This is a genomic window from Rhizobacter sp. Root404 (genome assembly GCF_001425865.1).
GTDB lineage: Bacteria > Pseudomonadota > Gammaproteobacteria > Burkholderiales > Burkholderiaceae_C > LMDS01.
In genome coordinates this window covers 498,907-524,558 of sequence record NZ_LMDS01000001.1, presented here as the reverse complement: position 1 = coordinate 524,558, position 25,652 = coordinate 498,907, and the positions used below count along the sequence as shown (strand labels likewise).

Below are 25,652 nucleotides of genomic sequence, written 5' to 3'. Positions count from 1 at the left end.
TCACGCCGGCGTCGCGGCGTGCGCGCCGCCGTCGGCGGGCACGGTGCGGCTCGACGCGATGATCCGCGCCGCCACCTCGCCGGGCCGTTCTTCGTGCACCAGGTGACCGGCGCCGGCGACGACATCGATCGACCCCCCCGCGTCGACCGGCAACAGCGCGCGCACCCGTTGTGCATCGCGCGGCGGCACCGCGCGGTCGTCGGCGCCGACGATCAGCGCGAGCGGCGTGCGCAGCCGTGACAGGTCGTGCGCGAGCGGGCGCAGGTCCCAGCGCGCCATCATTGCCAGCGCGCCCGCGGCATGGCGCGGGTCGCGCACCAGCGCGCCGTAGAGCGCGAGTCCCTCGGCGTCGAGCATCGAGCCCGTACCGCCGATCAGGCGCTCGACGGCGGCCCGGTCCCAGCGCCGGCGTGCAAACAGTTGCGCGGCGAGCGGAGTGGCGGCCATCAGCCGCGCGACCGGTGGGAACAGCACGCCCGGCAGCCCGGCGAGCGGCAGGAACGCGCCGTTGACCGCGACCAGCGCGCGCGGCGCGAACGCGCCGTCGAGCACGGCGCGCGCACCGATCGCCGCCCCGGCCGAATGGCCGACGACCAGCTCGACATCGAGCCGGAGTGCCTTCACCAGCGCGGCGATCGCCTGCGCCATGCCCGGCAGGGTCATCTGCCGCGCCGGCGGCATGCCGGTGAAGGCGTGACCGGGCAGGTCCATCGCGACGACGCTGTAGTCGCGCGCGAGCCGCGGCATCAAGCCGCGCCACGAGTGCGTGGAGGCGCCGGTGCCGTGGATCAGCAGCGCGACCGGCCCCTGGCCCATGCGCTGGACGTGCCAGCGCAGCGGGCCGACCTGGACCATCGTGCTGGCCTGACGATGCGGCCACGCGATGCCGTCCAGCGCCATCGAGGGCAACGACGCCGCCATGCCGCGGTCCGTGGCTCAGCGCGCCGCACCGGCGGCTTGCACCGCCTGCGACAGCACCGCGGCGCCGGCGTGCGGCAACGGCAGGTAGCGCGCGCCCATCGCCGCGGCGATCTCGCGTGCCGTGTCCTGCGGCTGCGGCGAGGTGTCTAGCAGCAGCGTGGCGAAGCCCTCGCCGCGGATCAGGCGGGCCGCAGCGAGCGCGTCCTCACCGGCGCGCGCACGGCCCGGTGTGCCATCGCGCGCGATGTTGGCGCGGCCGTCGGTCAGCAGCACGACGACCGGCGTCGCGCCGCGGCGCCGCACCGACTCGGCCAGCGCGTGCGCGGACGCGATGCCGGCCGCCAGCGGCGTGCCGCCGCCGCCGGGCAGGCCGGCGAGACTGCGCTTCGCCCGCACCAGCGAACGGGTCGGCGGCAGCAGCAGCTCCGCACCCGCGCCGCGGAACGCGATCACCGCGACGCTGTCGCGCCGCACGTAGCAATCGGCCAGCAGCAGCTCGACGGCGCCCTTGGTCTCGGCCAGGCGGTGCAGCGCCGACGAGCCCGACGCATCGACGACGAACACCGTGGTCGTCTCGCTGCGCTGGCGGAAGCGCCACAGGTGGAAGTCCTCGCGGCGCACCTGGATGCGGGCGGCGTTCCGTGCACCGGCGGCCTCGGCCTCGCGGCGTCGCAGGGCCTGCCACGGCGCGGCCGCGCGCAGCGTCTCGATCAGGTTCAGGCGCGCGCCGCCTTGCGGCTCGCCACGCCGCACGCCGGTCGGGCGGCCGCGCCGGTTGCCGGTCTGCGACGCGCCGGCACGCCCGGCGGCGGGCGCGCGTGGCGTCTTCGCCGTGCCCAGCGCGAGCATCGCCAGCAGGCCGGGCGGCAACGCGGCGAGCGCCGCTTCGAGCACGCGGTCGTCGATCGGACCGGCCGGTGTGTCGGGGTCGGCCTCGTCAGGGGGTGGCGGTGGCGGCGGCGCGGCGGCAGTGTCGGCGGGTGGCGGCGCCGCGGCCTGTTGGTCGTCCGGCGCCTCCGCGGGCGACTCGGCTTCGGGTGGCGGTTCGGTGGCGGGCAGGCGCGTCGCGCGCGGTGCGAGCACGAGCGCGGCCGCCAGCGACGCATCCCGCGCATCGACCGCGTCGCGGCCGTCGAGCGCGGCCGCCGCGCGCGCGGCGCGGCAGGCCAGCAGCGGCGCGCGGACCGAGTCGATGCCGAGCGCCAGCGCCGCGCCGCACAGGCTCTCGACGACGCGGCCATCGATCCGCACCGCAGCGAAGCGGTCGCGGGCGGCGGCGACGTCGTCACGCGTGAACAGCGCCGCCTCGTCGGGAGCGGCCGTCGGCGGCAGTGTCAGGTGGAAGGCCAGCCGTTCGCGCAGGCGTGCAGGCAGGTGCTCGTCGTCGGCGATGCCTTCGTCCAGCGCGACCACGCCGATGCGGCTCGCGCTGCGCGAGCCGATGCCGTGGCGCTCGGCGACCAGCGCCTGCGTGTCGATGGCCGATGCGACCGCCGCGGCCGTCGACGCACCGAGCCGCTCGGCCATCGCCAGCAGCACGACCCCGCCATCGGCCTCGGCCAGCAGCCCGCGCTGGGCGACCGGCCGCCCCGCCTGCAGCGTGGCCGCGAGGTCGAGCCCGCCGAGCAGGCGATCGTCGTTGACGTGCAGCGGCACGCGGCGCCACGGCGTGTTCGCCGGCAGCAACCCGTTCAGCGTCGCGAGCCAGCGGTCACGCGCCGGCCCGGCCGCGCTGCGCAACGCGACACCGCCGAGACCGACCGGGTCGACCGCGAACAGCGCGGCGACGAGATCGGCCGACGCCGCGGCCGACGCCTCGTCGCTCATGGACCGAACAGCTCCGCCACCGCGCGGTCCACGCGCACGCTCGAGCCGGCGTCGTCGAGCGGGTTGCGGCGCAGCCGATGATGCAATGCCGGCGCCGCCACGCGCTTCAGGTGCGCGTTGCCGACCAGCGCGTCGCCCTGCAGCGCCGCGAGCGCGCGCGCGGCGCGGATCAGCGTCAGCTCGCCGCGCAGGCCGTCGGTGGCGAGCGCCATGCACAACTGTGCTGCGCGCTCGAGCGCCGCGTCCGGCACCTGCACGTCGCCGAGGCGGGCGCGGCCGGCGACGATCTGGCGCCGGACCCGCGCCTCATCCTTCGTCCAGGCCTTGCCGAAGGCGTCGGGGTCGCGCTCGTATGCGTCGCGGCGCTTCACGACCTCGACCCGCGACGGCAGGTCCTGCGGCGTGCGCACCTCGACCGACAGGCCGAAGCGGTCGAGCAGCTGCGGCCGCAGCTCGCCCTCCTCCGGATTGCCGCTGCCGACGAGCACGAAGCGCGCCGGGTGGCGCACGCTCAGGCCCTCGCGCTCGACGACGTTCTCGCCCGACGCGGCCACGTCGATCAGCAGATCGACCAGGTGGTCCTCCAGCAGGTTGACCTCGTCGACATACAGGAAACCCCGGTTCGCGCGCGCCAGCAGGCCCGGCTCGAACGCCTTGACGCCCTGCGCGAGCGCGCGTTCGAGGTCGAGCGCGCCGACGACGCGGTCCTCGGTCGCGCCGAGCGGCAGGTCGACCACCGGCACCGGCACCAGGTGGCTCTTCAGCGCACCGTTCGCCTTGCGCGCCTCGCAGTCCTCGCAGCCGACCGCCAGCGCCGGATCGCAGCGGTAGCGGCACTGCAGCACCGCGCGCATCGGCGGCAGCAGCGCCGCGAGCGCGCGCACCGCGGTGGACTTGCCGGTGCCGCGGTCGCCGAAGACGAGGACGCCGCCGATGCGCGGGTCGATCGCGGCGATCAGGATCGCCAGCTTCATGTCGTCCTGGCCCACGATCGCCGAAAAGGGAAAGACCAAGGCGCACTCCAAACCTGATGCGATTGCTCTGGTTAGCGCAATGTAAAGCGCAACAACACTTCAATCTGTCAGACTATTCTGACGGTACAACCTGTTCCGATCAAGGATTCTTCATGAGCCCTACCAATCGACGTGCATTCGTGATGACGGTCATCGGCGGCGGCACCGCCCTCGCCGCTTCCAGGGTCGCGGCCCAGGCCGCCGCGCCCGTCCTGTCCGAGACCGATCCGCAGGCGGTCGCGCTCGGCTACAAGGCCGACAACACCAAGGTGGACAAGGCCAAGTACCCGCAGCACGCGGCCACGCAGATGTGCAGCGGATGCAACTTCTTCCAGGGCAAGCCGACCGACGCGATGGCGCCGTGCCAGCTGTTCGCCGGCAAGCAGGTCGCCGGCAAGGGCTGGTGCTCGGCCTGGGCGAAGAAGGCGGCCTGAGCGGGCCCCGGCGCGCGGGGCGGCCGGTTACCATGCTTCGGCCCTGAGCCGACCACCTGCCCCCCATGCGCCTGCTGCCGCGCGATCATCCGGATCGCCTGTCCCTCGCCGACGAAGTCCACGCGCGGCCGCCCGAGCCGCTCGAGACGCCGTCGCGCGCCACCTATGTCGCGGTGCTGGTCGGGCCCGACGACCGCGAGCGCGAACGCGCGCACCTGACCGCCCTGTGCGCGGCGTTCGGCGTGGCCGGTCCGCCCGAAGGGGCGACGCACTTCAGCGCGTCGCTCGGCCCGTTGCGCGCCAAGTGGGAACGGCACGGCGAGTTCTCGGGCTACACCTTCTTCACCGCCGGCCGCAGCCCCGAGCCGTTCAGCGAGCCGCCGACCACGCAGCTCCCGCCCGGCTGGCTCGCCGCGATTCCCGGCGCGACGGTGGTCGGCGCGCATGCCAAGCTGGTACCGGCGGAAGACACGCTGCCCGATGCGGCGCTGCTGGCGCGCCATTTCGGGCAGAACATCGTCGTCGGCTCGGGCGTGGGCGACGGCAAGGGCGTCGCGTACACCGACTTCCGCATCCACGGGGACGGCTGCTCCCGCTTCCTGGTGCTCGACCGCGGCTTCACGCCACGCCAGGCAGGCCGCATGCTGCAGCGCCTCTTCGAGATCGAGGCCTACCGGATGATGGCGCTGCTCGCGCTGCCGATCGCGCGCCAGCAGTCGCCGCGCATCGTCGCGATCGAGCGGTCGCTCGCGGCCCTGACCGACCGCATCGCCAACGGCGACACGCGTGACGCGGCGGGCCACCAGGCCGGTGACGACGAGGCGCTGCTCCAGCAGCTGACCAAGCTCGCGGCCGAGGTCGAGAGCGGCCTGGCGACCAGCCAGTTCCGCTTCGGCGCCTGCCGCGCGTACTTCGAGCTCGTGACGCGCCGCATCGCCGAGCTGCGCGAGACCCGCATCGACGGCGTGCAGCCGATCGAGGAGTTCATGGCGCGCCGCTTCACGCCGGCGGTCGCGACCTGCGCGACCGTGTCGCAGCGGCTGCATGACCTCTCCGAACGGGTCGCCCAGGCGAGCGCGCTGCTGTCGACGCGCGTCGAGATCGCGCGCGAGCGGCAGAACCAGTCGCTGCTGAGCTCGATGGACCGGCGCGCCAGGCTGCAGCTGCGCCTGCAGCAGACCGTCGAGGGCCTGTCGGTCGCGGCGATCGTCTACTACGTCGCCGGCCTGGCCGGCTACGGCGCGAAGGCGCTGAAGGCCGCTGGCGTGCGCATCGATCCCGATCTGGCGGTCGGCCTGGCCATCCCGGTCGTCGCCGTGCTGGTGATGCTGACGGTGCGGCGCGCGCGGCACGGCGCCGGCGTCCACCACCCGCTGGACTGACGCGCCCGGCTCAGCGCGGCGCCCGCATCGGGCACTGCAGGAACAGGCGCGACAGCGTGTCGGTCAGCGCGACGCGCTCGGGCCCGTCGCTGTGCTGCAGGCCGGCCATCGGGCCGTGCAGCATCTTCTGGGTCAGGCCGCGCGACAGTGTCTCGAGCACCGCGTCGATGTCGTCGCCTTTCGCCAGCATCCTGCGCGCGCGCTGCAGCTCCGACGCGCGCCAGCTTTCGGCCTGGGTCTGCAGGGCCTGGATCAGCGGGACGGTCTCGCGCGTGCCGAGCCAGCGCACGAAGTCCTGCACGCCCGACTCGATGATGGTCTCGGCCTGGCCGACCGCGGCGAGCCGCCTGTCGCCGCCGGCCTGCACGATCTGCGCGAGGTCGTCGATCGTGTACAGGTAGACGTCGGTCAGCGCGGCGACCTCGGCCTCGATGTCGCGCGGGACCGCGAGATCGACCATCAGCATCGGCCGCCGCCGGCGCGCCTTGATCGCGCGCTCGACCGCGCCGAGGCCGATCACCGGCAGCGGGCTTGCGGTGCACGAGACGACCACGTCGAACTCGGCCAGCCGCGTCATCGCATCGGCGAGACCGATCGCCTCGGCGCCGAAATGGGCGGCCAGCGCCTCGCCGCGCTCGAGGCTGCGGTTGGCGATCGTCAGCTGCCGCGGCGCCCGTGCCGCGAGGTGCGCGAGCACCGGCGCGGCCATCTCGCCGGCGCCGAGGAACAGCACCTTCAATTCGCCGAAATCCTCGAACAGGTTGCCGGCGAGCCGCACGATCGCGGCCGCGAGGCTGATCGTGTGCATGCCGATCTCGGTGCCGGTGCGCACCTCCTTCGCGACCGCGAACGAGCGCTGAAACAGTTGGTGCAGCGTGGTGCCGAGCGTGCCGGCGGTACCGGCCTCGCGCACCGCGAGCTTCATCTGGCCGAGGATCTGGGTCTCGCCGATCACCATCGACGACAAGCCGCTCGCGAGCCGGAAGGTATGGCGCGCCGCGCCCGCGTCCTCGTGGACGTAGAAGTGCGGCTGCAGGTCGTTGGCCGCCATGCCGCCCGCTTCGGCGAGCCAGCCGAGCGCCTGGCCGGCCAGGCCGCGCGCGTCGCCGCCGGCGCTGCCGACATACAGCTCGGTGCGGTTGCAGGTCGAGACGATCGCGACCTCGGCGGCGCGCTGCAGGCGTCCGCTGAAGGCACGCAGCGTCGGCACGAGCTGGTCGCCGGGGAACGCGAAGCGGCCGCGCACGTCCAGCGGCGCGGTCGTGTGGTTCAGGCCGAGCGCGATGACGGTCATGCGATCACCCGTTGGGTGCGCGCGGGGCGCGCGTCGCGGCGCCAGCGCAGCAGCAGATCGCTGCCGTGCGCGAGGCCCGCGGCCAGCAGCCACGCCGCCGTCCACGCCGCGCCGGCATCCTGTGCCAGGCTGCGCAGCGCAAGCATCAGGCACAGGCCCGAGACCAGGTTCAGCGCGAAGTCGCGCGGCGCGACCCCCTTGCCGCTGACGCGGCGGTAGAGCGCGAGGGCCGCGCCTTCGACGACGGTGAACGCGATCACCAGGTCGATGAGCGGCGCGATGACAGCGGCGTCGATCAAGCGGTTCTCCTCAGCCGAACGGACCGTTCAGCTTCACGGTCTGCCAGTTCAATGCCGCCGCGATCGCGACCCACGCCAGGTACGGCGCGAGCAGCCAGGCCGCGGGCTTCGCGAAACGCGCGAGCAGCAGGATCAGCGCCAGCACCGACAGCCACAGGAACGGCACCTCCCAGAGCGACCAGTCGGGCCGGTGCAGGCGGAAGTACAGCAGGCTCCAGAACACGTTCAGGAGGCCGTTGGCCGCGAACAGCACCAGCATCCCTTCGCGCTGCGCGCGCGACGGCGCGCGGCGCCAGCCGATCACGCCGGCGGCGGCGGCCAGCGCGAAGATCGTCGTCCAGATCGGACCGAAGGCCCAGTCGGGCGGCTTCCACGGCGGCTGCTTCAGGCTCGCGTACCACAGGCCCAGGTCGGTCATCAGCGCGCCGAGCACGGCCACCAGCAGGGCCGCGCCCGCGGCGATCGCGATCGGGCGCCAGCGGCTCATACACGCGCCACCCCGAACAGGTGCGCCAGGTCCTTGAAGAAGATGCGCACATGGGCCAGCTTCTTGCGCCGCACCAGTTCCTTGTTCATGTACGACTCGAAGGTCAGCTGCTGCACGTCACGGTCCTGGCAGATCGAGACGAAGCGCTCGCGCAGCCGGTCGCTGGAATACCAGAACCACTGCATGACGCCGAGCACGCGGAACACGGTGCCGTGCGCCTTCATGAAGCGCTTGCGGGCCAGCGCGAGCGAGCGCACGTCGCCGGTCGCGAGCAGCGCCTCGACCGCCTCGGCGGCGAGCCGGCCGCCGAACATCGCGTAGTAGATGCCCTCGCCCGATGCGGGCGCGACCACGCCTGCAGCGTCGCCGGCGAGCACCACGTCGCGGCCGTTGTCCCAGCGCGGCAGCGGCTTCATCGGGATCGGCGCGCCCTCGCGGCGCAGTGTCTCGGCGCCCACCAGCCCCGCCGCCTGGCGCAGGCCGCCGACCGCGGTGCGCAGCGAGAAGCCCTTGTCGGCGCTGCCGGTGCCCACGCTCATCGTGTCGCCGTGCGGGAAGACCCAGCCGTAGAAATCGGGCGACAGGCTGCCGCGGTAGTAGACGTCGCAGCGCGACGGATCGAACCCACTTGGCGGTGCCGCCGGCGTGCGCAGGATCTCGTGGTACGCGAAGACGTATTTCGTGCGCTCGGCGCCGTCCACCGTCTGGCGCGCGATGGCCGACTTCGCGCCGTCGGCTCCGACGATCGCGCGGGCCCGCACGCGGGCCGGCACGCGAGCGCGGCGGTCGGTCGGCGACGGCTGCTCGAAGTGCACGACGCTGAGGCCGTCGGCATCGCGCGTGATCCGGTCGAAGTCGCCGATCCGCCGCTGCGCGCCACTGCCCGCCGCGCGTTCGCGCAGCCATTCGTCGAACTGGTCGCGGTCGACCATGCCGACGAAGCCGTTGTCGATCGGGATGTCGACCTTGCGGTCCTTCGGCGAGACCATGCGCGCCGCGGTCGCGCGCGCGACGAGCAAGGCGTCCGGAATGCCGAAGTCCTTGATCAGCCGCGGCGGGATCGCGCCGCCGCACGGCTTGGTGCGCCCCGCGCGGTCGAGCAGCAGCACCGAGCGCCCGGCACGCGCCAGGTCGTGGGCCGCAGTGGCACCGGCCGGGCCGCCGCCGATCACGACGACATCGAAGGTTTCTACATCGGACATGGCGATCACCTTGCTTGCAGGGCCGGCTGGCCTTCGGGACGGCGCGGTGCCGACGATGCGACCGCGACGGAACGTCCGAGCTGGGCGGCAAGCGCCGCCGCCGCGACGAACAGCAGAGCCTCGAAGGCGAACACCGCCGCATACGCATGGGCCGGCGTGCCGATCAGCCAGCGCGCGAGGTCGCTCGCGGCGGTACCGACCAGCCCGCCGAGGCCGAACGCCACCGCCTGCGCGGCGCCCCAGAGCCCCATGCGCGTGCCTTCGCGGGCGTGTCGGCCCTCTCCGGCGAGCCGCATCATCGAGGCGATCGCGGCGATCGAGAACGCGCCGTTGGCGACGCCGAGCGCGAACACGTTGGCCCTGAACGGCCACGCCGGGCCGACGACGCCGGCCGCGACCAGCCCGAGCAGCATCAGCGCCGAGACAAGGCAGCCACCGATCTGCCACGTCCGCAGCGAGCCGAAGCGCGTGCCGCGCCCGGCGAAGGCCGCGGCCAGCATGCCCACGAGCACGCCGGCGTGCTGGACACCCGACAGCCCGGTCGACTGCCCCGGCGTGAAGCCGAACACACTGCCGGCGAAGGGCTCGAGGATCAGGTCCTGCGCGCTGTAGGCCAGCATCGAGATGAACACGAAGAGCGTGAAGTGCCGGGCCACCGGTTCGGCCCAGACCTGCGCGAGGGCCTCGCGGAACGCCGGCTTCGGCGCGCCGCGTTCGGTGGCTTCGGCAGGTTCGACGTCCGGCGCGGCCGCGCCCTCGAGGCGCCAGGTCGCGACCAGCGTGAGCAGCACCGCGAGCACCGACACGCCCGCGGTGACCGCGATCAGCCGCGCCGGCGAGTACGGATCGAGCAGCCTGCCCGCGACGCCGGCGGTGACCGCGAAGCCGACGATCATCATCAGCCACACCGTGGTCGCGGCGGCCGCGCGCCGCGGCGCCTCGACCCGCTTGGCGAGCAAGACCAGCAGCGACGTGCCGCACGCGCTGACGCCGAGGCCGATCAGCAGGAACGCAACGATGGCGAGCGCGATGCCGGCGGACCGTTCGCTGCCCATCCACGCGATCGCGACCGCGGCGAGCGCGCCGCCGAACGCGAGCACGGCCATGCCGCCGACGATCCACGGCGTGCGGCGCCGACCGATGTCCGAGCCGTAGCCCATGCGCGGGCGCGCGACCTGCACCAGGTAGTGCATCGCGACGAGGAAGCCCGGCAGCAGTGCGGGCAATGCGAGCTCGACGACCATCACGCGGTTCAGCGTCGAGGTCGTCATCACGACCACCGCGCCGAGGCAGGCCTGCACCAGCCCGAGCCGCGCGATCGCCACCCAGCCGAAGGCGCCGCGGGTCATGCCGCGCCCCGCAGCGCGAAGGCGCTGACCATCATCCCGATCACGAACAGCGGCACGCCGAAGCCGCTGTACCAGACGGCGCGCTCGCTCGGCTGCTGCAGGAAGCGGCGCATCAGCACCAGCTGCAGCGCAATCAGCGCGGCCACCGCCACCGCGTGCAGCGGCTGCTGCCATGCGACAAGCAACCCCGTCACGCACAGCTGCGGCAGGATCATCACCCAGCACGCGGTGCGTGCGGCCGATTGCACGCCGAGCTGCACCGGCAGCGACGCGATGCCCATCTGCCGATCGCCTTCGACCGACTTGAAATCGTTCAGCGTCATGATCCCGTGGGCCGAGACGCTGTAGAGCAGCGCCAGCGCGAGCGAGCGCAGCTCCGGCATGGCCCCGCCGGCCATCACCGCCGCGCCGGTGACCCACGCCAGGCCTTCGTAGCACAGGCCGCAGGCCGCGTTGCCCCACCAGCCGTTCTGCTTCAGGCGCAGCGGCGGCGCGCTGTAGGCCCAGGCCAGCAGCAGGCCGACCAGCCCGGCGGCAAAGCCCCACGGGCCGAGGAAGGCGGCGACCACCAGCGACAGCAGTGTCCACAGGATCGCGATCCCCAGGCCCCAGCGCCCGGGCATGCGACCGGACGGGATCGGCCGCTGCGGCTCGTTGATCGCATCGACATGCCGGTCGAACCAGTCGTTGACCGCCTGGCTGCTCGCGCAGACCAGCGGCCCTGCCAGCAGCACGCCGACCAGGATCAGCGGCCAGCGCCCTTCGGTGGCGACGCCCGACGCCACGACGCCGCAGCCGAACGCCCACATCGGCGGGAACCAGGTGATCGGTTTGAGCAGCTCCGCGACAGCGGACAGAGCGGGTCGGGCCATGCAGACATACTGCGCCTGACACCCGGAGTCGTCAACCTGGATTTACACTCAAAGTGTCAACCCCGGATTTCGGTCACTCTTCGCCCGGCACGGGCGTCAGGTCGCCGATGTTGAAGCGCCGCAGCTTCACGTACAGGCTCTGGCGCGACAGGCCCAGCATCTCCGCAGCCGAGGCCCGGTTGTCGTGGGTGAGCTCGAGCGCCGCCTCGATGCACAGCTGCTCGATCAGGTCGGTGGTGTCGCGCACGATGTCCTTCAGCGGCACGCGGCCGACCAGCTCGGTCATCTGGCCCACCGAACGCGGCATCTCGCGGCCGGTGCCGGTGGTGCGCACCTCGGCGACGAGACGCCGGCTGACGTCGCGGATCGTGAAGCCCAGGCAGGGCTGCTCGCCCTCGGTGACGGCGACGCCGGAGATCTCGACCTCGGTCGAGGCGCCGTACTCGCCGCGCATCACGGTGGCGAACAGGCGCACCGCGCCGCGCTGGCGCAGGTTGGTGATCAGCACGTTCAGGTCGACGCCGGTGCGGCCGAGCCAGCGCTCGAGCGACTGGCCGCGCACTTGCGTCTCGGTGGCCAGCTCCGCCAGGTCGAGGAACGCGTGATTCGCCGTCATGATCAGGCCGTCGAGGTCGGTCACGACGAACGCATCGGGCGCGCCTTCGATCAACTTCATCAGCGCGCTCTGGCCGGCGCTGCCGCCGCCGGTGCGGATCGCGGTGTCGAGCGGGGACACGCGCACCAGCAAATGGGCTGTCTTCTCCTGACGGAACAGCGAGGCCGACACGCGCATCTCGCCCTGCCCCTTCAGCCGCGCGCCGACGCTCTCGACGTGGCCGGTCGCGCTGACGCGGCCGAGCATCGCCGGCACGCTGGCGGTGTTCTTGGCACCGGGGTCGACCTCGAAGCTGTCGGAGATCAGCCAGCCCGGCCGCGACGCCTCGACGCCGAACAGCGCCAGCGCCGCCGGGTTGGCCTCCTCGAGCTTGCCGGTGACGGCATCGAGGATCAGTACCGCCTCCGACGCCACCTGGAACAGCGAGCGGTAGCGCGTCTCCATGTGGCGCAGGCGCCAGTAGTCGCGCTCCATCGCCTGCTGGGCGCTGATCAGGCGCTGCTGCAACGCCGCGTTGGCGCGCAGGTCGCGGCCAAACACCACCGAACGAACGCCCGGCTTGCCGCGCCCGCCCTGCTGGGGCAGCGCGATCGCCGAATACGACAGCGGCAGGTCGGCCCCGTCCAGCGACGGGTGGTTGATGTGGCGCCAGCGCGGCGCGGCGTTGGCGCGCGACTCGCGCAGCAGCGCCTCGACCTTGGGCCGGCTCTCGACCGTGACAGTGTCGGCCCAGGGCTTGCCGAGCCACTCGTAGTAGCCCTCGCGCAGCAGGTCGTCGCTGCCGAACGCGAGGTCCCGGATCACACCCTGGTCGTCGATGATCAACGCCACATCCGCGGCGGCCGCGATCAGCTTGCCGGCCATGTCGGCGCTCAGGTCGCCCAGCGTCTTCGCTGGCGCTTCGAACTCCCTCATGGAATCAGCTTTCCGGGTCGCAGACGCATCACATCCTCGTTCTGGTTCGTCGTGGGCGGATGCTCTCGCGCGCAGCGAGCATCAACCGTGGGACTCGTGCGGCCGCGCCAGGCCGACGATCAGGCCTTCGGCGAGCGACGGTGCTTCGCGCCCGTCTATTGTCATGCCGTCCGCACCCACCTGCCCGACGAACTCGGGATGAACGCCGAACAGCGGGCCACCCACCAGGATCGCGATGTCCTGGTTGCAAGCCGCGTGCCTGACGGCCGCGATGGACGCCGTCAACTGCGGCAGGTGCACCTCGGCGCCGAGCGAGAAGCCGATCACGTCGAACCATTCCGCCTGGACCAGCGTGGCCGCGTCAGCGCCGGCCGCCCAGGCGCCGCCGGTCACGTCCCACCCGGCCCGCCGGAAGAACTCCGCGACCATCACCAGCCCGAAAGTGTGCTGTTCGCCGGGGCTGGGCAGCAACAGCACGCGTCGACCCTGCACGGGGTGCTCCACGCTGCGACCCAGCGCCGGGCTGAGTTCGCGCAGCACCCGCTGCAGCCGGCCGAGGCCGACCGTCACGTCGGTGAAGCTGCACAGGTCGTCTTCCCACAGCTTGCCGAGGTAGCGCGCGGTCGGCGCCAGCAGGTCGAGGTAGATCTTCTCGACCGAGACGTCACGGGCGCGCAGCGTGTTGATGGTCGCGAACGCCACGTCCTCGTCGTGCGCGAGCACGAGCTTGGCGAACTGCTCGACATCCTCGGCGGTGAGCGCCTTGCCCGGCGCGACGGACCGGGCGACCGGCTCGGAGGCCGCGCGGTGGGCGAGCATCAGGCGCGGGATGATCTCCTGCTCGATCGTGCGGGCCAGCTGCGACATGCGCATGTCGTTGGCCGCGTCGGCCTGGCGGAAGCCGGGCGGTTCGGCCTCGCAGACCTGCGGGCTCGTGTCGGGCGGTGCACCGCCTCTGGTCGAACCCTCCCGTGCCGGATGTTCCTGCGGCCTGCTCTCCATCGACGGTCTCCTCGCGATGCTCTGGCGTTGCGCCGCGGGAAGATACCTCGGGCGCCACCACCGCGTCTGGGTTTGCGATGGTCGGGAAAACGGCGGGCGCCAACGTCGTGGTCGCGCGCGCCGTGGGGACAAGTTCTACTGCCGGCCCCGCGCAACGTCAATCGGGTTAGCGCCTTTGACAGCGCCGCGTGGCCTTGCCGCCAATATAGTGTCACGTTTGATTTACGTCTAGCCCGATTGACACGTACGAACGTCAGGTCTAGATTCGCCCTCAGCAGCACACCGAGGACGTCGATGCAAGCACGTGGGGCACCCAGCACTGCGCCGAGTTCGTACCGGCCGCTCTACACGGCCGACGAGCGCCAGCGTCGCGACGCATCGGGCTGGACGCTGGTGCAGGGCGTGCTCGCACCGGTGCAGTTCGTCGTCTTCCTGGTGAGCCTGGGGCTGGTGCTGCGCTACCTCGCCACGGGCGAGGGGCACGACGCCGCGGCCTGGTCGGTGGTCGTCAAGACGCTGACGCTGTACGCGATCATGGTCACCGGCTGCATCTGGGAGAAGGTGGTGTTCGGCCGCTACCTGTTCGCACCGGCCTTCTACTGGGAGGACGTGTTCAGCATGCTGGTATTGGCGTTGCACACCGCCTACCTCGTGGCGCTGTTCACCGGCGCGCTCGGCGCGCGGCAGCTGATGGTCCTGGCGCTCGTCGCCTACGCGACCTACGTGATCAACGCGACCCAGTTCATCCTGAAGCTGCGCGCCGCGCGGCTGGACCAGGCGCAGCGCGATCGCTCGGCCATCGCCGCGGGAGCGACGGCATGAGCCCGGTGATCCCCATCCGCGCCGAGGCCACGGGCTGCAGCGACGCCCCGGTGCTGCGCGAGCGCGGCCAGCGCGAAGTGTTCTGCGGTCTGACCGGCATCATCTGGCTGCACCGCAAGATCCAGGACGCGTTCTTCCTCGTCGTTGGCTCGCGCACCTGTGCGCACCTGATCCAGTCGGCCGCCGGCGTGATGATCTTCGCCGAGCCGCGCTTCGCGACCGCGATCATCGACGAGCGCGACCTGGCCGGCCTGGCCGACGCGAACACCGAGCTCGATCGCGTCGTGACGCGGCTGCTCGAGCGCCGGCCGGAAATCAAGCTGCTTTTCCTGGTCGGCTCGTGCCCGTCCGAGGTGATCAAGCTCGACCTGTCGCGCGCGGCGTCGCGCCTGTCCGGCCGGTTCTCGCCAGACGTGCGCGTGCTCAGCTACTCGGGCAGCGGCATCGAGACCACGTTCACGCAGGGCGAGGACGCCTGCCTGGCCGCGCTGGTGCCGGGCCTGCCGGCCGCGCCGGCCGATGCGCCGGCGTCGCTGCTAGTCGTGGGCACACTGGCCGACGTCGTCGAAGACCAGTTCACGCGCCTGTTCGCGGCGCTTGGCATCGGCCCCGTGCAGTTCTTCCCACCGCGCCGGGCCGGCGCGATGCCGGCGGTCGGCCCGAACACGCGCCTGCTGCTCGCCCAACCCTTCCTGGCCGACACCGCCCGCGTTCTCGAAGCGCGCGGCGCGCAGCGCCTGGCCGCGCCCTTCCCGCTCGGCGCCGAAGGCACGACGCTGTGGCTGCAGGCCGCCGCCACCGCATTCGGCATCCACGCCGAGGTGTTCGAGCGCGCCACCGCGCCCGGCCGCGCACGCGCGTGGGCGGCGGTGGCACGCCAGCATGTTCATCTGGCCGGCAAGCGCGTTTTCTTCTTCCCCGACTCGCAGCTCGAGATCCCGATCGCGCGCTTCCTGGCCCGCGAACTCGGCATGCAACTCACCGAGGTCGGCTCGCCCTACCTGCACCGCCAGCACCTCGCCGAAGAGCTGGCGCTGCTGCCCGCAGGCACGACGCTGTCGGAAGGGCAGGACGTTGAAAGGCAACTCGATCGCTGCCGCGCCCGGCAGCCCGACATCGTGGTCTGCGGTCTCGGCCTCGCCAACCCGCTGGAGGCCGAGGGCATGACGACCAAGTGGGCCATCGAGCTGGTGTTCACGCCGATCCAGGGCTACGACCAGGCCGGCGACCTGGCCGAACTCTTCGCGCGCCCTCTGCTGCGCAAGCTGAAACTGGTGGCCTGAACATGCAGCTCACCCTCTGGACCTACGAAGGCCCGCCGCATGTCGGCGCGATGCGCGTCGCCACCGCGCTGCAGGATGTTCACTACGTGCTGCACGCGCCGCAGGGCGACACCTACGCCGACCTGCTGTTCACGATGATCGAGCGGCTGCCGAAGCGCCCGCCGGTGACCTACACGACCTTCCAGGCGCGCGACCTCGGCGGCGACACCGCCGAACTGTTCAAGAACGCCGCGCGCGACGCCTACGCACGCTTCCAGCCGGCCGCGATGCTGGTCGGCGCGTCGTGCACCGCGGAACTGATCCAGGACGACCCGGGCGGCCTGGCGAAAGCGCTGAACCTGCCGGTGCCGGTGGTCGCGCTCGAGCTGCCGTCCTACCAGCGCAAGGAGAACTGGGGCGCGTCCCAGACCTTCTACCAGCTGGTGCGCGCGCTGGCCGGCCCGAACGCACCCGCTCCGGGCACGCCGCGGGCGACTCGACCGGCCGGCCAGCGCCCGAGCTGCAACCTCCTCGGCCCGTCGGCGCTCGGCTTCCGCCACCGCGACGACGTGACCGAGATCCGCGGCCTGCTCGACCGGATCGGCATCGACGTGCGCGTCGTCGCCCCGCTGGGCGCGACCGCGCACGACCTGTCGCGCCTCGGCGAGGCCGACTTCAACGTCGTGCTGTACCCCGAGGTGGGCGCGCTGGCCGCGACCTGGCTGACGCGCCAGTTCGGCCAGCCGGCGACGAAGACGATCCCGATCGGCGCCGCCGCCACGCGCGACTTCGTCGCCGAGGTCGCGGCGCTCGCCGGCATCGACCCCGCCGAGGCGCTGGCCGCGCTGCCTTCGCGCTCGACCTGGTACGCGCGCTCGGTCGACTCGACCTACCTGACCGGCAAGCGCGTGTTCATCTTCGGCGACGCGACCCACGCGATCGCGGCCGCCCGGATCGCATCGTCCGAGCTCGGTTTCAAGGTCGTCGGCCTGGGCACCTACAGCCGCGAATTCGCGCGCGACGTGCGCGACGCCGCGAAGCTGTACGACGTCGAGGCGCTGATCACCGACGACTACCTCGACGTGGAAGCGCGAGTCGCCGAGCTGCAGCCCGAGCTGGTGCTCGGCACGCAGATGGAGCGCCACATCGCCAAGCGCCTCGGCGTCCCGTGCGCGGTGATCTCGGCGCCGGTGCACGTGCAGGACTTCCCGGCGCGCTACTCGCCCCAGATGGGGTTCGAAGGCGCCAACGTGCTGTTCGACACCTGGGTCCATCCGCTGATGATGGGCCTCGAGGAACACCTGATCGGCATGTTCCGCGGCGACTTCGAGTTCCATGAGGACGCCGCACCGTCGCACCTGGGCGGGCACCCGTCGCCCGTGGTGGCCGCGGCCGAACCGGTGCCGGCACCGCCCGCCGCGTCCGACGCGCCGCCCCAGATCGGCGTCGCCGAATGGGCACCGGAAGCCGAGCAGGAACTGCGCAAGATCCCGTTCTTCGTGCGCGGCAAGGCCAAGCGCAACACCGAGCGCTTTGCCCTCGAACGCCATGTCGCGTTGATCACCATCGAGACCCTCTATGACGCCAAAGCGCACTTCGCCCGCTGAGGTCATCGCGGTGCATCCGGCGATGCGCGTGGTCATCGTCACGATGGACAGCCACCTCGCGAGCGCCGCCGAGCGCGCGCACCGCGAACTCGCGCGCACGATGCCCGGGTTGAAGCTGGTCGTGCACGCCGCGGCCGAATGGGGCGGCGACGCGGCGGCACTCGCGCGCTGCAACGACGACATCGCCCACGGCGATCTGGTGATCGCGACGATGCTGTTCATGGAAGAGCACTTCCAGCCGGTGCTGCCGGCGCTCAAGGCGCGCCGCGACCACTGCGATGCGATGGTCTGCGCGATGTCGGCTTCGGAGGTGATGAAGCTCACCCGCATGGGGCGGTTCGACATGGCGGCGCCCGCGAGCGGCCCGATGGCGCTGCTGAAGCGGCTGCGCGGCAAGCCCGAGGCGAAGGGCAACGAGTCCGGCGTGAAGGCCACCGCCGGCGCACAGCAGATGAAGATGCTGCGCCGGCTGCCGAAGATCCTGCGCTTCATCCCCGGCACCGCGCAGGACGTGCGCGCGTACTTCCTGACCTTGCAGTACTGGCTCGCCGGCTCGGAGGCCAACGTCGCCAACATGGTGCAGTTCCTGGTCGACCGCTATGCCGACGGGCCGCGCAAGGCGCTGCGCGGCCTCGTGAAGCCGCTGCCGCCGGTCGAGTACCCGGAGGTCGGCGTCTACCACCCGCGCATGCCGGGCCGCATGTCGGCGGCGCTGGCCGACCTGCCGCGCGTCGCGACCACCGGCAAGCGCGGGACCGTCGGCCTGCTGCTGATGCGCTCGTACCTGCTGGCCGGCAACGCCGACCACTACGACGGCGTGATCACCGCGATGGAGGCGCGCGGGCTGCGCGTCGTGCCGGCGTTCGCGACCGGACTCGATGCGCGCCCGGCGATCGACGCGTTCTTCTTCGACGCCGGCCGGCCGACGATCGACGCGGTCGTCTCGCTGACCGGCTTCTCGCTGGTCGGCGGTCCGGCCTACAACGACGCAAAGGCGGCCGAGGACATCCTCGCCAGGCTCGACGTGCCCTACCTCGCCGTCACGCCGGTCGAGTTCCAGACCCTGGACCAGTGGGGCGGTTCGCCGCGCGGGCTGCTGCCGGTCGAGGCGACGATGATGGTCGCGATCCCCGAACTCGATGGCGCGACCGGCTCGATGGTGTTCGGCGGCCGCGGCAGCGCCGCGCACATCGCCTGCACCGGCTGCGCCCACGCCTGCACGTTCAATCACGTGGCCGATGCCCACGACATGCACAGCTGCATCGAGCGCGCCGACCTGCTCGCCGCACGCGTCGGCAGGCTGGTCGACCTGCGGCGCTCGGAACGCGCGGGGCGCAAGGTCGCCGCCGTCGTCTTCAACTTCCCGCCGAACGCCGGCAACACCGGCACCGCGGCGTTCCTGTCGGTGTTCGAGTCGCTGTTCAACACGCTGGCGGCGATGCAGCGCGAGGGCTACACGGTGGAGATGCCGGCGAGCGTGGACGCGCTGCGCGACCGCATCATCCACGGCAACGCGCAGCGCTTCGGCGCCGATGCGAACGTGCACGTCCGCATCCCCGCCGACGACCACGTGCGGCGCGAGAAGCACCTGAAGGAGATCGAGGCGCAATGGGGCCCGGCGCCCGGCAAGCAGCAGAGCGACGGCAGCCACCTCTTCGTCTACGGCGAGCGCTTCGGCAACGTCTTCGTCGGCGTGCAGCCGGCCTTCGGCTACGAAGGCGACCCGATGCGGCTGCTGTTCGAGAAGGGCTTCGCGCCGACGCATGCGTTCTCGGCCTTCTACCGCTGGCTGCGCGAGGACTTCGGCGCGCACGCGGTGCTGCACTTCGGCACCCACGGCGCGCTCGAGTTCATGCCGGGCAAGCAGAACGGCATGTCGTCCGGCTGCTGGCCCGACCGGCTGATCGGCGACCTGCCGAACTTCTACCTGTACGCGTCGAACAACCCGTCCGAAGGCACGATCGCCAAGCGCCGCGCCGCCGCCACGCTGATCAGCTACCTGACGCCGCCGGTCGCCCAGGCCGGGCTGTACAAGGGCCTGGTCGACCTGAAGGCGCTGCTGGAGCGCTACCGCAGCCTGGAGCCGGAAGCGACGATCGAGGCCGACGAACTGGCGCTGCTGATCCAGGCGCAGGCCGCCGACCTCGACCTCGCCGCCATCGAACCGCCGTGGGGCCCGGAGGCGGCCCCATCGATCGCGAAACTGAACGACGCGGTGCTCGAACTCGAGTACACGCTGATCCCGCACGGTCTGCACGTCGTCGGTCAGGCGCCGACCGCGACCGAACGGGTCGACCTGCTGCTCTCGCTGGCCGAGGCCTCGCACGGCGCGCGTCCGGAGCGCGCGCTGATCGAGGCGATCGTCGCCGGCACGTCGGCGGCCGAAGAGCAAGACGCGCTGCTGCGCGAACTCGCCGCGGCCGACGCGCTGATGGCCGAGGACCACGAACTCGCCGGCATCCTGCAGGCGCTCGACGGCCGCTTCCTGCGCCCCGCCCCGGGCGGCGACCTGCTGCGTACCCCGGCGATCCTGCCGACCGGGCGCAACCTGCACGGCTTCGACCCGTTCCGCATCCCCAGCGCCTACGCGGTGCAGGACGGCGCGCGCCAGGCCGAGCGGCTGCTGCAGCGCCACCGGGCGGACGGCCATGCGTTCCCGGAATCGATCGCGCTGGTGCTGTGGGGCACCGACAACCTGAAGAGCGAGGGCGGGCCGATCGGCCAGGCACTCGCGCTGATGGGCGCGGCGCCGCGCTTCGACAGCTACGGCCGCCTGGCAGGCGCGCAACTGCTGCCGCTCGGGCAGCTAGGCCGGCCGCGGGTCGACGTGGTCATCACGCTGTCGGGCATCTTCCGCGACCTGCTGCCGCTGCAGATCAAGCTGCTCGCTGAGGCCGCGCTGCTGTGCGCGCAGGCCGACGAGCCGCTCGAGCAAAACTTCATCCGCAAGCACGCGCTGGCCTACCTCGCGGAGCACGGCGGCGACCTGGAGACCGCGGCGCTGCGCGTGTTCGGCAATGCCGAGGGCGCCTACGGCTCCAACGTCAACAGCCTGGTCGACAACAGCCGCTGGGACGACGCCGACGAGCTCGCCGAGACCTACACCCGCCGCAAGGGCTTCGCGTACGGTGTCGCCGGTCGGCCGGTGCAGCAGGCCGCGCTGCTGAACAGCGTGCTCGCCGGCGTGCAGCTCGCCTACCAGAACCTCGATTCGGTCGAGCTCGGCGTGACGACGATCGACACCTACTTCGACACGCTCGGCGGCATCAGCCGCGCGGTGCAGCGCGCCAAGTCGCAGCGCGACGGCGCGGGCGCCGGGGTCGCGCCGGTCTACATCGGCGACCAGACCCGCGACGCGAACGGCGGCGGCACGGTGCGCACGCTGACCGAGCAGGTCGCGCTCGAGACCCGCACCCGCATGCTGAACCCGAAGTGGTACGAGGGCATGCTGAAGCACGGCTACGAGGGCGTGCGCCAGATCGAGGTCCACGTGACCAACACGATGGGCTGGTCCGCGACCACCGGCCAGGTCCAGCCGTGGGTCTACGAGCAGCTGAGCGAGACCTTCGTGCTCGACCCCGAGATGCGCGACCGGCTCGCGAAGCTGAACCCGACCGCCTCGGCGCGGGTCGCGAACCGGCTGCTCGAAGCCTCGGACCGCAAGTTCTGGAACCCCGACGCGACCATGCTCGCCGCGTTGCGTCGGGCTGGCGAAGAGTTGGAAGACCGGCTCGAAGGCGTGTTCATCGACACCAGAGAAGGATCTCCCGCATGAGTACCACCACGGTTCCGTTCCCCGACATCAAGAGCCCGGGCGTGCGGAAGAACCTGCGCCTCGACGGCGAGGGCAGCGTGCAGGTCGAGCTCGACCCGAACCTGAAGATCGGCAACGCCAAGGTGTTCGCGATTTACGGCAAGGGCGGCATCGGCAAGAGCACGACGTCGAGCAACCTGTCGGCCGCGTTCTCCAAGCTCGGCAAGCGCGTGCTGCAGATCGGCTGCGACCCGAAGCACGATTCGACCTTCACGCTGACCAAGAAGATGCTGCCGACCGTGATCGACGTGCTTGAGACGGTCGACTTCCACGCCGAGGAGCTGCGGGTCGAGGACTTCGTCTTCCCCGGCTACAACGGCGTGATGTGCGTGGAGGCCGGCGGCCCGCCGGCCGGCACCGGCTGCGGCGGCTACGTGGTCGGCCAGACCGTCAAGCTGCTGAAGGAACACCACCTGCTCGAGGACACCGACGTGGTGATCTTCGACGTGCTCGGCGACGTGGTCTGCGGCGGCTTCGCCGCGCCGCTGCAGCACGCCGACCGCGCGCTGATCGTCACCGCGAACGACTTCGACTCGATCTTCGCGATGAACCGCATCGTCCAGGCGATCGGCGCGAAGGCCAAGAACTACAACGTGCGGCTGGGCGGCGTGATCGCCAACCGCAGCGCGGCGACCGACCAGATCGACAAGTACAACGACCGAATCGGCCTGAAGCTGGCGGCGCATTTCCCCGACCTCGACGTGATCCGCCGCAGCCGGCTGAAGAAGTCGACGCTGTTCGAGATGGAATATTCGCCCGAGCTGGAGCTGGTGCAGAAGGAGTACATGCGGCTGGCCGCGTCGCTGTGGCTGGGCACCGAGCCGCTCAACGCCGTCCCGATGAAGGACCGCGACATCTTCGACCTGCTGGGCTTCGACTGATGAGCCACCTCACCTACCAAAACCGCCGCGGCGAGATCGAGACCTACTTCGATCGCACGGCGGTGCAGGCGTGGGCGCGCCTGACCTCGGACGCGCCGGTGGGCCGCGTGCGCGCCTCGGTGCGCGCCGGGCGCGACCGGATGCGCGCGACGCTGCTCGGCTGGCTGCCCGACGACCTGCGCGGGCTGCGCGTGCTCGATGCCGGCTGCGGCACCGGCGCACTCGCCGTCGAGGCCGCGCATCGCGGCGCCGAGGTGCTGGCGATCGACCTGTCGCCGACGCTGGTGAATCTGGCCCGCGAACGCCAGCCCGCGATCCGCCACGGCGGCGCGATCGACTTCCGCTCGGGCGACATGCTGGCGCCGGAGCTCGGCAGCTTCGACTACGTGGTCGGCATGGACTCGGTGATCCACTACGAGACCGGCGACGCCGTCAACGTGCTGGCCGGCCTCGCGCAACGCACCCGCCGCGGGCTGCTGTTCACCTACGTGCCGAGCAGCCCGGCGCTCGAAGCGTTCCGCGCGATCGGCAAGCTGTTCCCGCGCGGCGACCGCTCGCCGGCCGTCGTGCCGGTGGCCGAACGCTGGCTGCACCACCGCATCGACCACGACGCGCAGCTGCAGGGCTGGGCGCGCGGGCGCACCGAGCGCATCTCGAGCGGCTTCTACACCTCGCAGGCCTTGGAGCTGACAAGAAAATGAATCCGGCACGCGCCGCCCTGCAGCTGAACTCGACGCTCGCCCGCCAGTGGGCGAAGGTCGGCACGCGCTTCCTGCCGTTCGCCGATGCGGCGAGCGCGGAGCTGCCGCTGTCGCGCCTGCTGCGGCTGTCGCTGTTCCAGGTGACGGTGGGCATGGCGATGGTGCTGCTGGTCGGCACGCTGAACCGGGTGATGATCGTCGAGCTCGGCGTCTCGGCGTGGCTGGTCTCGGCGATGGTCGCGCTGCCGCTGGTGTTCGCGCCGTTCCGCGCGCTGATCGGCTTCCGGTCGGACACGCACAAATCGGTGCTGGGCTGGAAGCGTGTGCCCTACATCTGGATCGGCACGCTGCTGCAGTTCGGCGGACTGGCGATCATGCCGTTCGCACTGATCGTGCTGTCGGGCGACAGCCACGGGCCGGCCTGGATCGGCCATGCCGGCGCGGCGCTGGCCTTCCTGCTCGTCGGCGCGGGGCTGCAGACCACCCAGACCGCCGGCCTCGCGCTCGCGACCGACCTCGCGCCGGCCGAGACGCGCCCGCGCGTCGTCGCGCTGATGTACGTGATGCTGTTGCTCGGCATGGTCGTCGCCGGCCTGCTGTTCGGCCTCGCGCTGCGCGACTTCAGCCAGATCAAGCTGATCCAGGTCGTGCAGGGCGCGGCGCTGCTGACGATGGTGGTCAACCTGGTCGCGCTGTGGAAGCAGGAGGCACGCAACCCCGCCAACCGCGAGCGCGGCGAGCCCAAGCCCTCGTTCCGCGAGAACTGGGCGCGCTTCGCGGCCCGCGGGCGGTCGATCCGCTTCCTCGTCGCTGTCGGCCTCGGCACGGCGGCGTTCAACATGCAGGACATCATCCTCGAGCCGTACGGCGGCGAGATCCTGCATCTGCCGGTGGGCGCCACGACCGCGTTGACGGCGATGATGGCCGGCGGCGCGCTGGCCGCGTTCGGCCTCGCGGCGCGCGCGCTCGGCCGCGGCAGCTCGCCGCACCGGCTCGCCGCGTGGGGCGTGCTGGCGGGCCTGTTCGCGTTCTCGTGCGTGATCTTCGCCGAGCCGCTCGCGTCGCCCTGGCTGTTCCGGCTCGGCGCGACCTGCATCGGCTTCGGCGCCGGGCTGTTCTCGGTCGGCACGCTGACCGCGGCGATGAACCTCGAGACCGACGGCCTGAACGGCCTCGCGCTCGGCGCGTGGGGCGCGGTGCAGGCCTCGTGCGCGGGCCTCGCGATCGCCGCCGGCGGCGCGATCCGCGACCTCGTCTCGACGCTGGCGACCCAGGGTGCGCTGGGCAGCGCGCTGGCGAGCCCGGCGACCGGCTACAGCTTCGTCTACCACCTCGAGCTCTATCTGCTGTTCGCGACGCTGATCGCGATCGGGCCGCTCGTGCGCAGTGCGCGCCGATCGCCAGCCGCTTCACCCGACCGGAAATTCGGCCTCGCCGAATTCCCCGGCTGAATTCGTTCCACACAGGAGACACCATGGGAACCGGATCCATCACCGCCTACATCGACGTGGCGCAGGTCGCCCTCTACGCGTTCTGGGTGTTTTTCGCCGGCCTGATCTACTACCTGCACCGCGAGGACAAGCGCGAGGGCTACCCGCTGGAATCGGACCGCTCCGGCGGCCGCATCCAGGTCCAGGGCTGGCCGAGCGTGCCGGCGCCGAAGACCTTCCTGCTGCGCGACGGCCGCGTGGTGCTGTCGCCGAACTTCCGCGAGACGACGCAGACCCTGGGCGGCTCGCCGTCGGCCGCGCACCTCGGCGCACCGCTCGAACCGCACGGCGATCCGATGCTCGCGGCTGTCGGGCCGGGCTCGTACTCCGACCGCGCCGACATCGCCGACACCACGGTCGACGGCGACCTGCGGATCGTGCCGCTGCGCGCCGCGCCGAGCTTCGAGGTGGCGCACCGCGATCCCGACCCGCGCGGCCTGCCGGTGATCGGCGCCGACGGGGCGATCGCGGGCACGGTGACGGAGCTGTGGGTCGACCGCGCCGAGGTGCTGTTCCGCTACCTCGAGGTCGAGGTGCCGGCGGCCGGCGGCGGCCGCCGCGTGCTGCTGCCGATCAACTTCGCGCGCATCGGCGATCAGCAGGTCAACGTGCGCTCGATCCTGGCGGCGCAGTTCGCGCAGGTGCCCGCCACGCGGCACCCCGATGCGGTGACGCTGCTCGAGGAGGACAAGATCATGGGCTACTACGGCGGCGGCACGCTGTACGCCACGCCGGCCCGCCAGGAGCCGCTGCTGTGATCACGAACCGGCAGGCGCGCGCCGACGCGCCGGAGCACGAGTTCGAGGCCGCGCTCGGCCTGCCGGAACCGCTGCCGCGCGGCGAGCGCCTGCTGTGGCAGGGCGCGCCCGACTGGCGCGCGCTGGCGCGCGAGGCGATGCACCTGCGCATGCTCTCGGTCTACTTCGCAGTGCTGCTCGGCGCGCGCGCAGTCAACGTGATGGCGACCGGCGGCTCGGCACTCGACGCGGGGCTGGCGACGCTGTGGCTGCTGCCGCTGGCCGGCGCGGCGCTCGGCCTGCTGGCGCTGCTGGCGTGGCTGGTGGCGCGCACCAGCGTCTACACCGTGACCGACCGGCGCGTCGTGATGCGGATCGGCGTCGTGCTCAGCATCACCTTCAACCTGCCGTATGCGCAGATCGAGTCGGCCGGGCTGCGGACGAATGCCGACGGCACCGGCGACATCACGCTGGTGCTCGCCGAGAGCGACCACATCGCCTACATCCACCTGTGGCCGCATGCGCGGCCGTGGCACCTGAAGCGCACCGAGCCGATGCTGCGCGCGCTGCCGCAAGTGCAGGGCGTCGCGCAGATCCTCGCTGGCGCACTCGCCTCGTCGGCGTCCACCTTGCGGCCGGTGCGCGCCCCGATCCAGGTGCCGCTGCGGACCGCCGCGACCTCCCGCCACGAGCACGCCGACACGTCGGCGCTCGCGGCCTGACAC

Annotated in this window: 22 protein-coding genes; 11 read left to right on the top strand and 11 right to left on the bottom strand. The window is 72.1% G+C overall.

The window, feature by feature from the left end; all coding sequences use genetic code 11:
• From bchO to bchI, 3 genes are read right to left on the bottom strand one after another with little or no spacing between them, the layout of a single operon-like run.
• The gene (bchO, locus tag ASC76_RS02555; protein WP_056461909.1) at positions 1 to 921 is read right to left on the bottom strand and encodes an alpha/beta fold hydrolase BchO; all 921 of its coding nucleotides are present in this window, start codon (positions 919 to 921) and stop codon (positions 1 to 3) included.
• A 15-nt stretch (positions 922 to 936) separates the two neighbouring features.
• Complete coding sequence (locus tag ASC76_RS02550; protein WP_056461906.1) at positions 937 to 2,748, bottom strand: magnesium chelatase subunit D; 1,812 nt, start codon at positions 2,746 to 2,748, stop codon at positions 937 to 939.
• The gene (bchI, locus tag ASC76_RS02545) at positions 2,745 to 3,761 is read right to left on the bottom strand and encodes a magnesium chelatase ATPase subunit I (protein WP_235580313.1); all 1,017 of its coding nucleotides are present in this window, start codon (positions 3,759 to 3,761) and stop codon (positions 2,745 to 2,747) included. Before bchI ends, ASC76_RS02550 begins: the two co-directional genes overlap by 4 nt.
• 113 nt (positions 3,762 to 3,874) lie before the next feature.
• On the opposite strand from bchI, the gene ASC76_RS02540 reads away from it, so the two are divergent.
• A complete protein-coding gene (locus ASC76_RS02540) occupies positions 3,875 to 4,195 on the top strand; it encodes a high-potential iron-sulfur protein (protein ID WP_056461901.1) in 321 nt (106 codons plus the stop codon).
• Positions 4,196 to 4,260: 65 nt separating this feature from the next.
• A complete protein-coding gene (locus ASC76_RS02535) occupies positions 4,261 to 5,577 on the top strand; it encodes a DUF3422 family protein (RefSeq protein ID WP_056461900.1) in 1,317 nt (438 codons plus the stop codon).
• A 10-nt stretch (positions 5,578 to 5,587) separates the two neighbouring features.
• Here the strand turns inward: ASC76_RS02535 and hemA are convergent, their stop codons facing one another.
• The 8 genes from hemA to ASC76_RS02495 form a co-directional block, all read right to left on the bottom strand.
• Entirely contained in the window at positions 5,588 to 6,871 is a 1,284-nt protein-coding gene (gene hemA, locus ASC76_RS02530) for a glutamyl-tRNA reductase (protein ID WP_056461897.1), read from the bottom strand.
• Entirely contained in the window at positions 6,868 to 7,170 is a 303-nt protein-coding gene (locus ASC76_RS02525) for a hypothetical protein (protein ID WP_056461893.1), read from the bottom strand. Before ASC76_RS02525 ends, hemA begins: the two co-directional genes overlap by 4 nt.
• Positions 7,171 to 7,180: 10 nt before the next feature.
• Positions 7,181 to 7,657: a TspO/MBR family protein gene (locus ASC76_RS02520; protein WP_056461890.1), complete on the bottom strand. Its 477-nt coding sequence runs from the start codon at positions 7,655 to 7,657 to the stop codon at positions 7,181 to 7,183.
• A complete protein-coding gene (locus tag ASC76_RS02515; protein ID WP_056461888.1) occupies positions 7,654 to 8,859 on the bottom strand; it encodes a geranylgeranyl diphosphate reductase in 1,206 nt (401 codons plus the stop codon). The genes ASC76_RS02520 and ASC76_RS02515 overlap by 4 nt, the downstream gene beginning before the upstream one ends.
• Positions 8,860 to 8,864: 5 nt before the next feature.
• A complete protein-coding gene (locus ASC76_RS02510) occupies positions 8,865 to 10,208 on the bottom strand; it encodes a BCD family MFS transporter (RefSeq protein ID WP_056461885.1) in 1,344 nt (447 codons plus the stop codon).
• Entirely contained in the window at positions 10,205 to 11,080 is an 876-nt protein-coding gene (gene chlG, locus ASC76_RS02505; protein WP_082548652.1) for a chlorophyll synthase ChlG, read from the bottom strand. The genes ASC76_RS02510 and chlG overlap by 4 nt, the downstream gene beginning before the upstream one ends.
• A gap of 73 nt (positions 11,081 to 11,153) precedes the next feature.
• Positions 11,154 to 12,611: a transcriptional regulator PpsR gene (gene ppsR / locus ASC76_RS02500; protein WP_056461880.1), complete on the bottom strand. Its 1,458-nt coding sequence runs from the start codon at positions 12,609 to 12,611 to the stop codon at positions 11,154 to 11,156.
• Between the two features lie 81 nt (positions 12,612 to 12,692).
• Positions 12,693 to 13,613 (bottom strand): B12-binding domain-containing protein, encoded by a 921-nt coding sequence (locus ASC76_RS02495; RefSeq protein WP_056461877.1) that lies wholly within the window; start codon positions 13,611 to 13,613, stop codon positions 12,693 to 12,695.
• A 294-nt stretch (positions 13,614 to 13,907) separates the two neighbouring features.
• On the opposite strand from ASC76_RS02495, the gene bchF reads away from it, so the two are divergent.
• Genes bchF through puhB form a run of 9 tightly spaced genes read left to right on the top strand, consistent with a single transcriptional unit; the run spans position 13,908 to position 25,649 of the window.
• Positions 13,908 to 14,435 (top strand): 2-vinyl bacteriochlorophyllide hydratase, encoded by a 528-nt coding sequence (gene bchF / locus ASC76_RS02490; protein ID WP_056461874.1) that lies wholly within the window; start codon positions 13,908 to 13,910, stop codon positions 14,433 to 14,435.
• Positions 14,432 to 15,718, top strand: coding sequence for a ferredoxin:protochlorophyllide reductase (ATP-dependent) subunit N (locus ASC76_RS02485; protein ID WP_056461872.1), 1,287 nt, complete (start codon positions 14,432 to 14,434; stop codon positions 15,716 to 15,718). Before bchF ends, ASC76_RS02485 begins: the two co-directional genes overlap by 4 nt.
• A gap of 2 nt (positions 15,719 to 15,720) precedes the next feature.
• A complete protein-coding gene (gene bchB, locus ASC76_RS02480) occupies positions 15,721 to 17,304 on the top strand; it encodes a ferredoxin:protochlorophyllide reductase (ATP-dependent) subunit B (protein WP_056461869.1) in 1,584 nt (527 codons plus the stop codon).
• Positions 17,276 to 21,079 (top strand): magnesium chelatase subunit H, encoded by a 3,804-nt coding sequence (locus tag ASC76_RS02475; protein ID WP_056461866.1) that lies wholly within the window; start codon positions 17,276 to 17,278, stop codon positions 21,077 to 21,079. The genes bchB and ASC76_RS02475 overlap by 29 nt, the downstream gene beginning before the upstream one ends.
• The gene (gene bchL, locus ASC76_RS02470; protein WP_056461863.1) at positions 21,076 to 21,999 is read left to right on the top strand and encodes a ferredoxin:protochlorophyllide reductase (ATP-dependent) iron-sulfur ATP-binding protein; all 924 of its coding nucleotides are present in this window, start codon (positions 21,076 to 21,078) and stop codon (positions 21,997 to 21,999) included. Before ASC76_RS02475 ends, bchL begins: the two co-directional genes overlap by 4 nt.
• Positions 21,999 to 22,700, top strand: coding sequence for a magnesium protoporphyrin IX methyltransferase (gene bchM / locus ASC76_RS02465; protein ID WP_056461860.1), 702 nt, complete (start codon positions 21,999 to 22,001; stop codon positions 22,698 to 22,700). Before bchL ends, bchM begins: the two co-directional genes overlap by 1 nt.
• Positions 22,697 to 24,151, top strand: a complete 1,455-nt coding sequence (locus ASC76_RS02460) for a PucC family protein (RefSeq protein WP_056461857.1) — start codon at positions 22,697 to 22,699, stop codon at positions 24,149 to 24,151. The genes bchM and ASC76_RS02460 overlap by 4 nt, the downstream gene beginning before the upstream one ends.
• 23 nt (positions 24,152 to 24,174) lie before the next feature.
• Entirely contained in the window at positions 24,175 to 24,948 is a 774-nt protein-coding gene (puhA, locus tag ASC76_RS02455) for a photosynthetic reaction center subunit H (protein ID WP_056461856.1), read from the top strand.
• Positions 24,945 to 25,649, top strand: a complete 705-nt coding sequence (gene puhB, locus ASC76_RS02450; protein WP_157615226.1) for a photosynthetic complex putative assembly protein PuhB — start codon at positions 24,945 to 24,947, stop codon at positions 25,647 to 25,649. Before puhA ends, puhB begins: the two co-directional genes overlap by 4 nt.
• Positions 25,650 to 25,652: the final 3 nt, after the last annotated feature.

Coding starts and splice junctions, on each gene's coding strand:
- bchO (WP_056461909.1), bottom strand. CDS start 921: ATGGCGGCGTCGTTGCCCTCGATGGCGCTGGACGGCATCGCGTGGCCG.
- ASC76_RS02550 (WP_056461906.1), bottom strand. CDS start 2,748: ATGAGCGACGAGGCGTCGGCCGCGGCGTCGGCCGATCTCGTCGCCGCG.
- ASC76_RS02540 (WP_056461901.1), top strand. CDS start 3,875: ATGAGCCCTACCAATCGACGTGCATTCGTGATGACGGTCATCGGCGGC.
- ASC76_RS02535 (WP_056461900.1), top strand. CDS start 4,261: ATGCGCCTGCTGCCGCGCGATCATCCGGATCGCCTGTCCCTCGCCGAC.
- hemA (WP_056461897.1), bottom strand. CDS start 6,871: ATGACCGTCATCGCGCTCGGCCTGAACCACACGACCGCGCCGCTGGAC.
- ASC76_RS02520 (WP_056461890.1), bottom strand. CDS start 7,657: ATGAGCCGCTGGCGCCCGATCGCGATCGCCGCGGGCGCGGCCCTGCTG.
- ASC76_RS02515 (WP_056461888.1), bottom strand. CDS start 8,859: ATGTCCGATGTAGAAACCTTCGATGTCGTCGTGATCGGCGGCGGCCCG.
- ASC76_RS02510 (WP_056461885.1), bottom strand. CDS start 10,208: ATGACCCGCGGCGCCTTCGGCTGGGTGGCGATCGCGCGGCTCGGGCTG.
- chlG (WP_082548652.1), bottom strand. CDS start 11,080: ATGGCCCGACCCGCTCTGTCCGCTGTCGCGGAGCTGCTCAAACCGATC.
- ppsR (WP_056461880.1), bottom strand. CDS start 12,611: ATGAGGGAGTTCGAAGCGCCAGCGAAGACGCTGGGCGACCTGAGCGCC.
- ASC76_RS02495 (WP_056461877.1), bottom strand. CDS start 13,613: ATGGAGAGCAGGCCGCAGGAACATCCGGCACGGGAGGGTTCGACCAGA.
- bchF (WP_056461874.1), top strand. CDS start 13,908: ATGCAAGCACGTGGGGCACCCAGCACTGCGCCGAGTTCGTACCGGCCG.
- ASC76_RS02485 (WP_056461872.1), top strand. CDS start 14,432: ATGAGCCCGGTGATCCCCATCCGCGCCGAGGCCACGGGCTGCAGCGAC.
- bchB (WP_056461869.1), top strand. CDS start 15,721: ATGCAGCTCACCCTCTGGACCTACGAAGGCCCGCCGCATGTCGGCGCG.
- ASC76_RS02475 (WP_056461866.1), top strand. CDS start 17,276: ATGACGCCAAAGCGCACTTCGCCCGCTGAGGTCATCGCGGTGCATCCG.
- bchL (WP_056461863.1), top strand. CDS start 21,076: ATGAGTACCACCACGGTTCCGTTCCCCGACATCAAGAGCCCGGGCGTG.
- bchM (WP_056461860.1), top strand. CDS start 21,999: ATGAGCCACCTCACCTACCAAAACCGCCGCGGCGAGATCGAGACCTAC.
- ASC76_RS02460 (WP_056461857.1), top strand. CDS start 22,697: ATGAATCCGGCACGCGCCGCCCTGCAGCTGAACTCGACGCTCGCCCGC.
- puhA (WP_056461856.1), top strand. CDS start 24,175: ATGGGAACCGGATCCATCACCGCCTACATCGACGTGGCGCAGGTCGCC.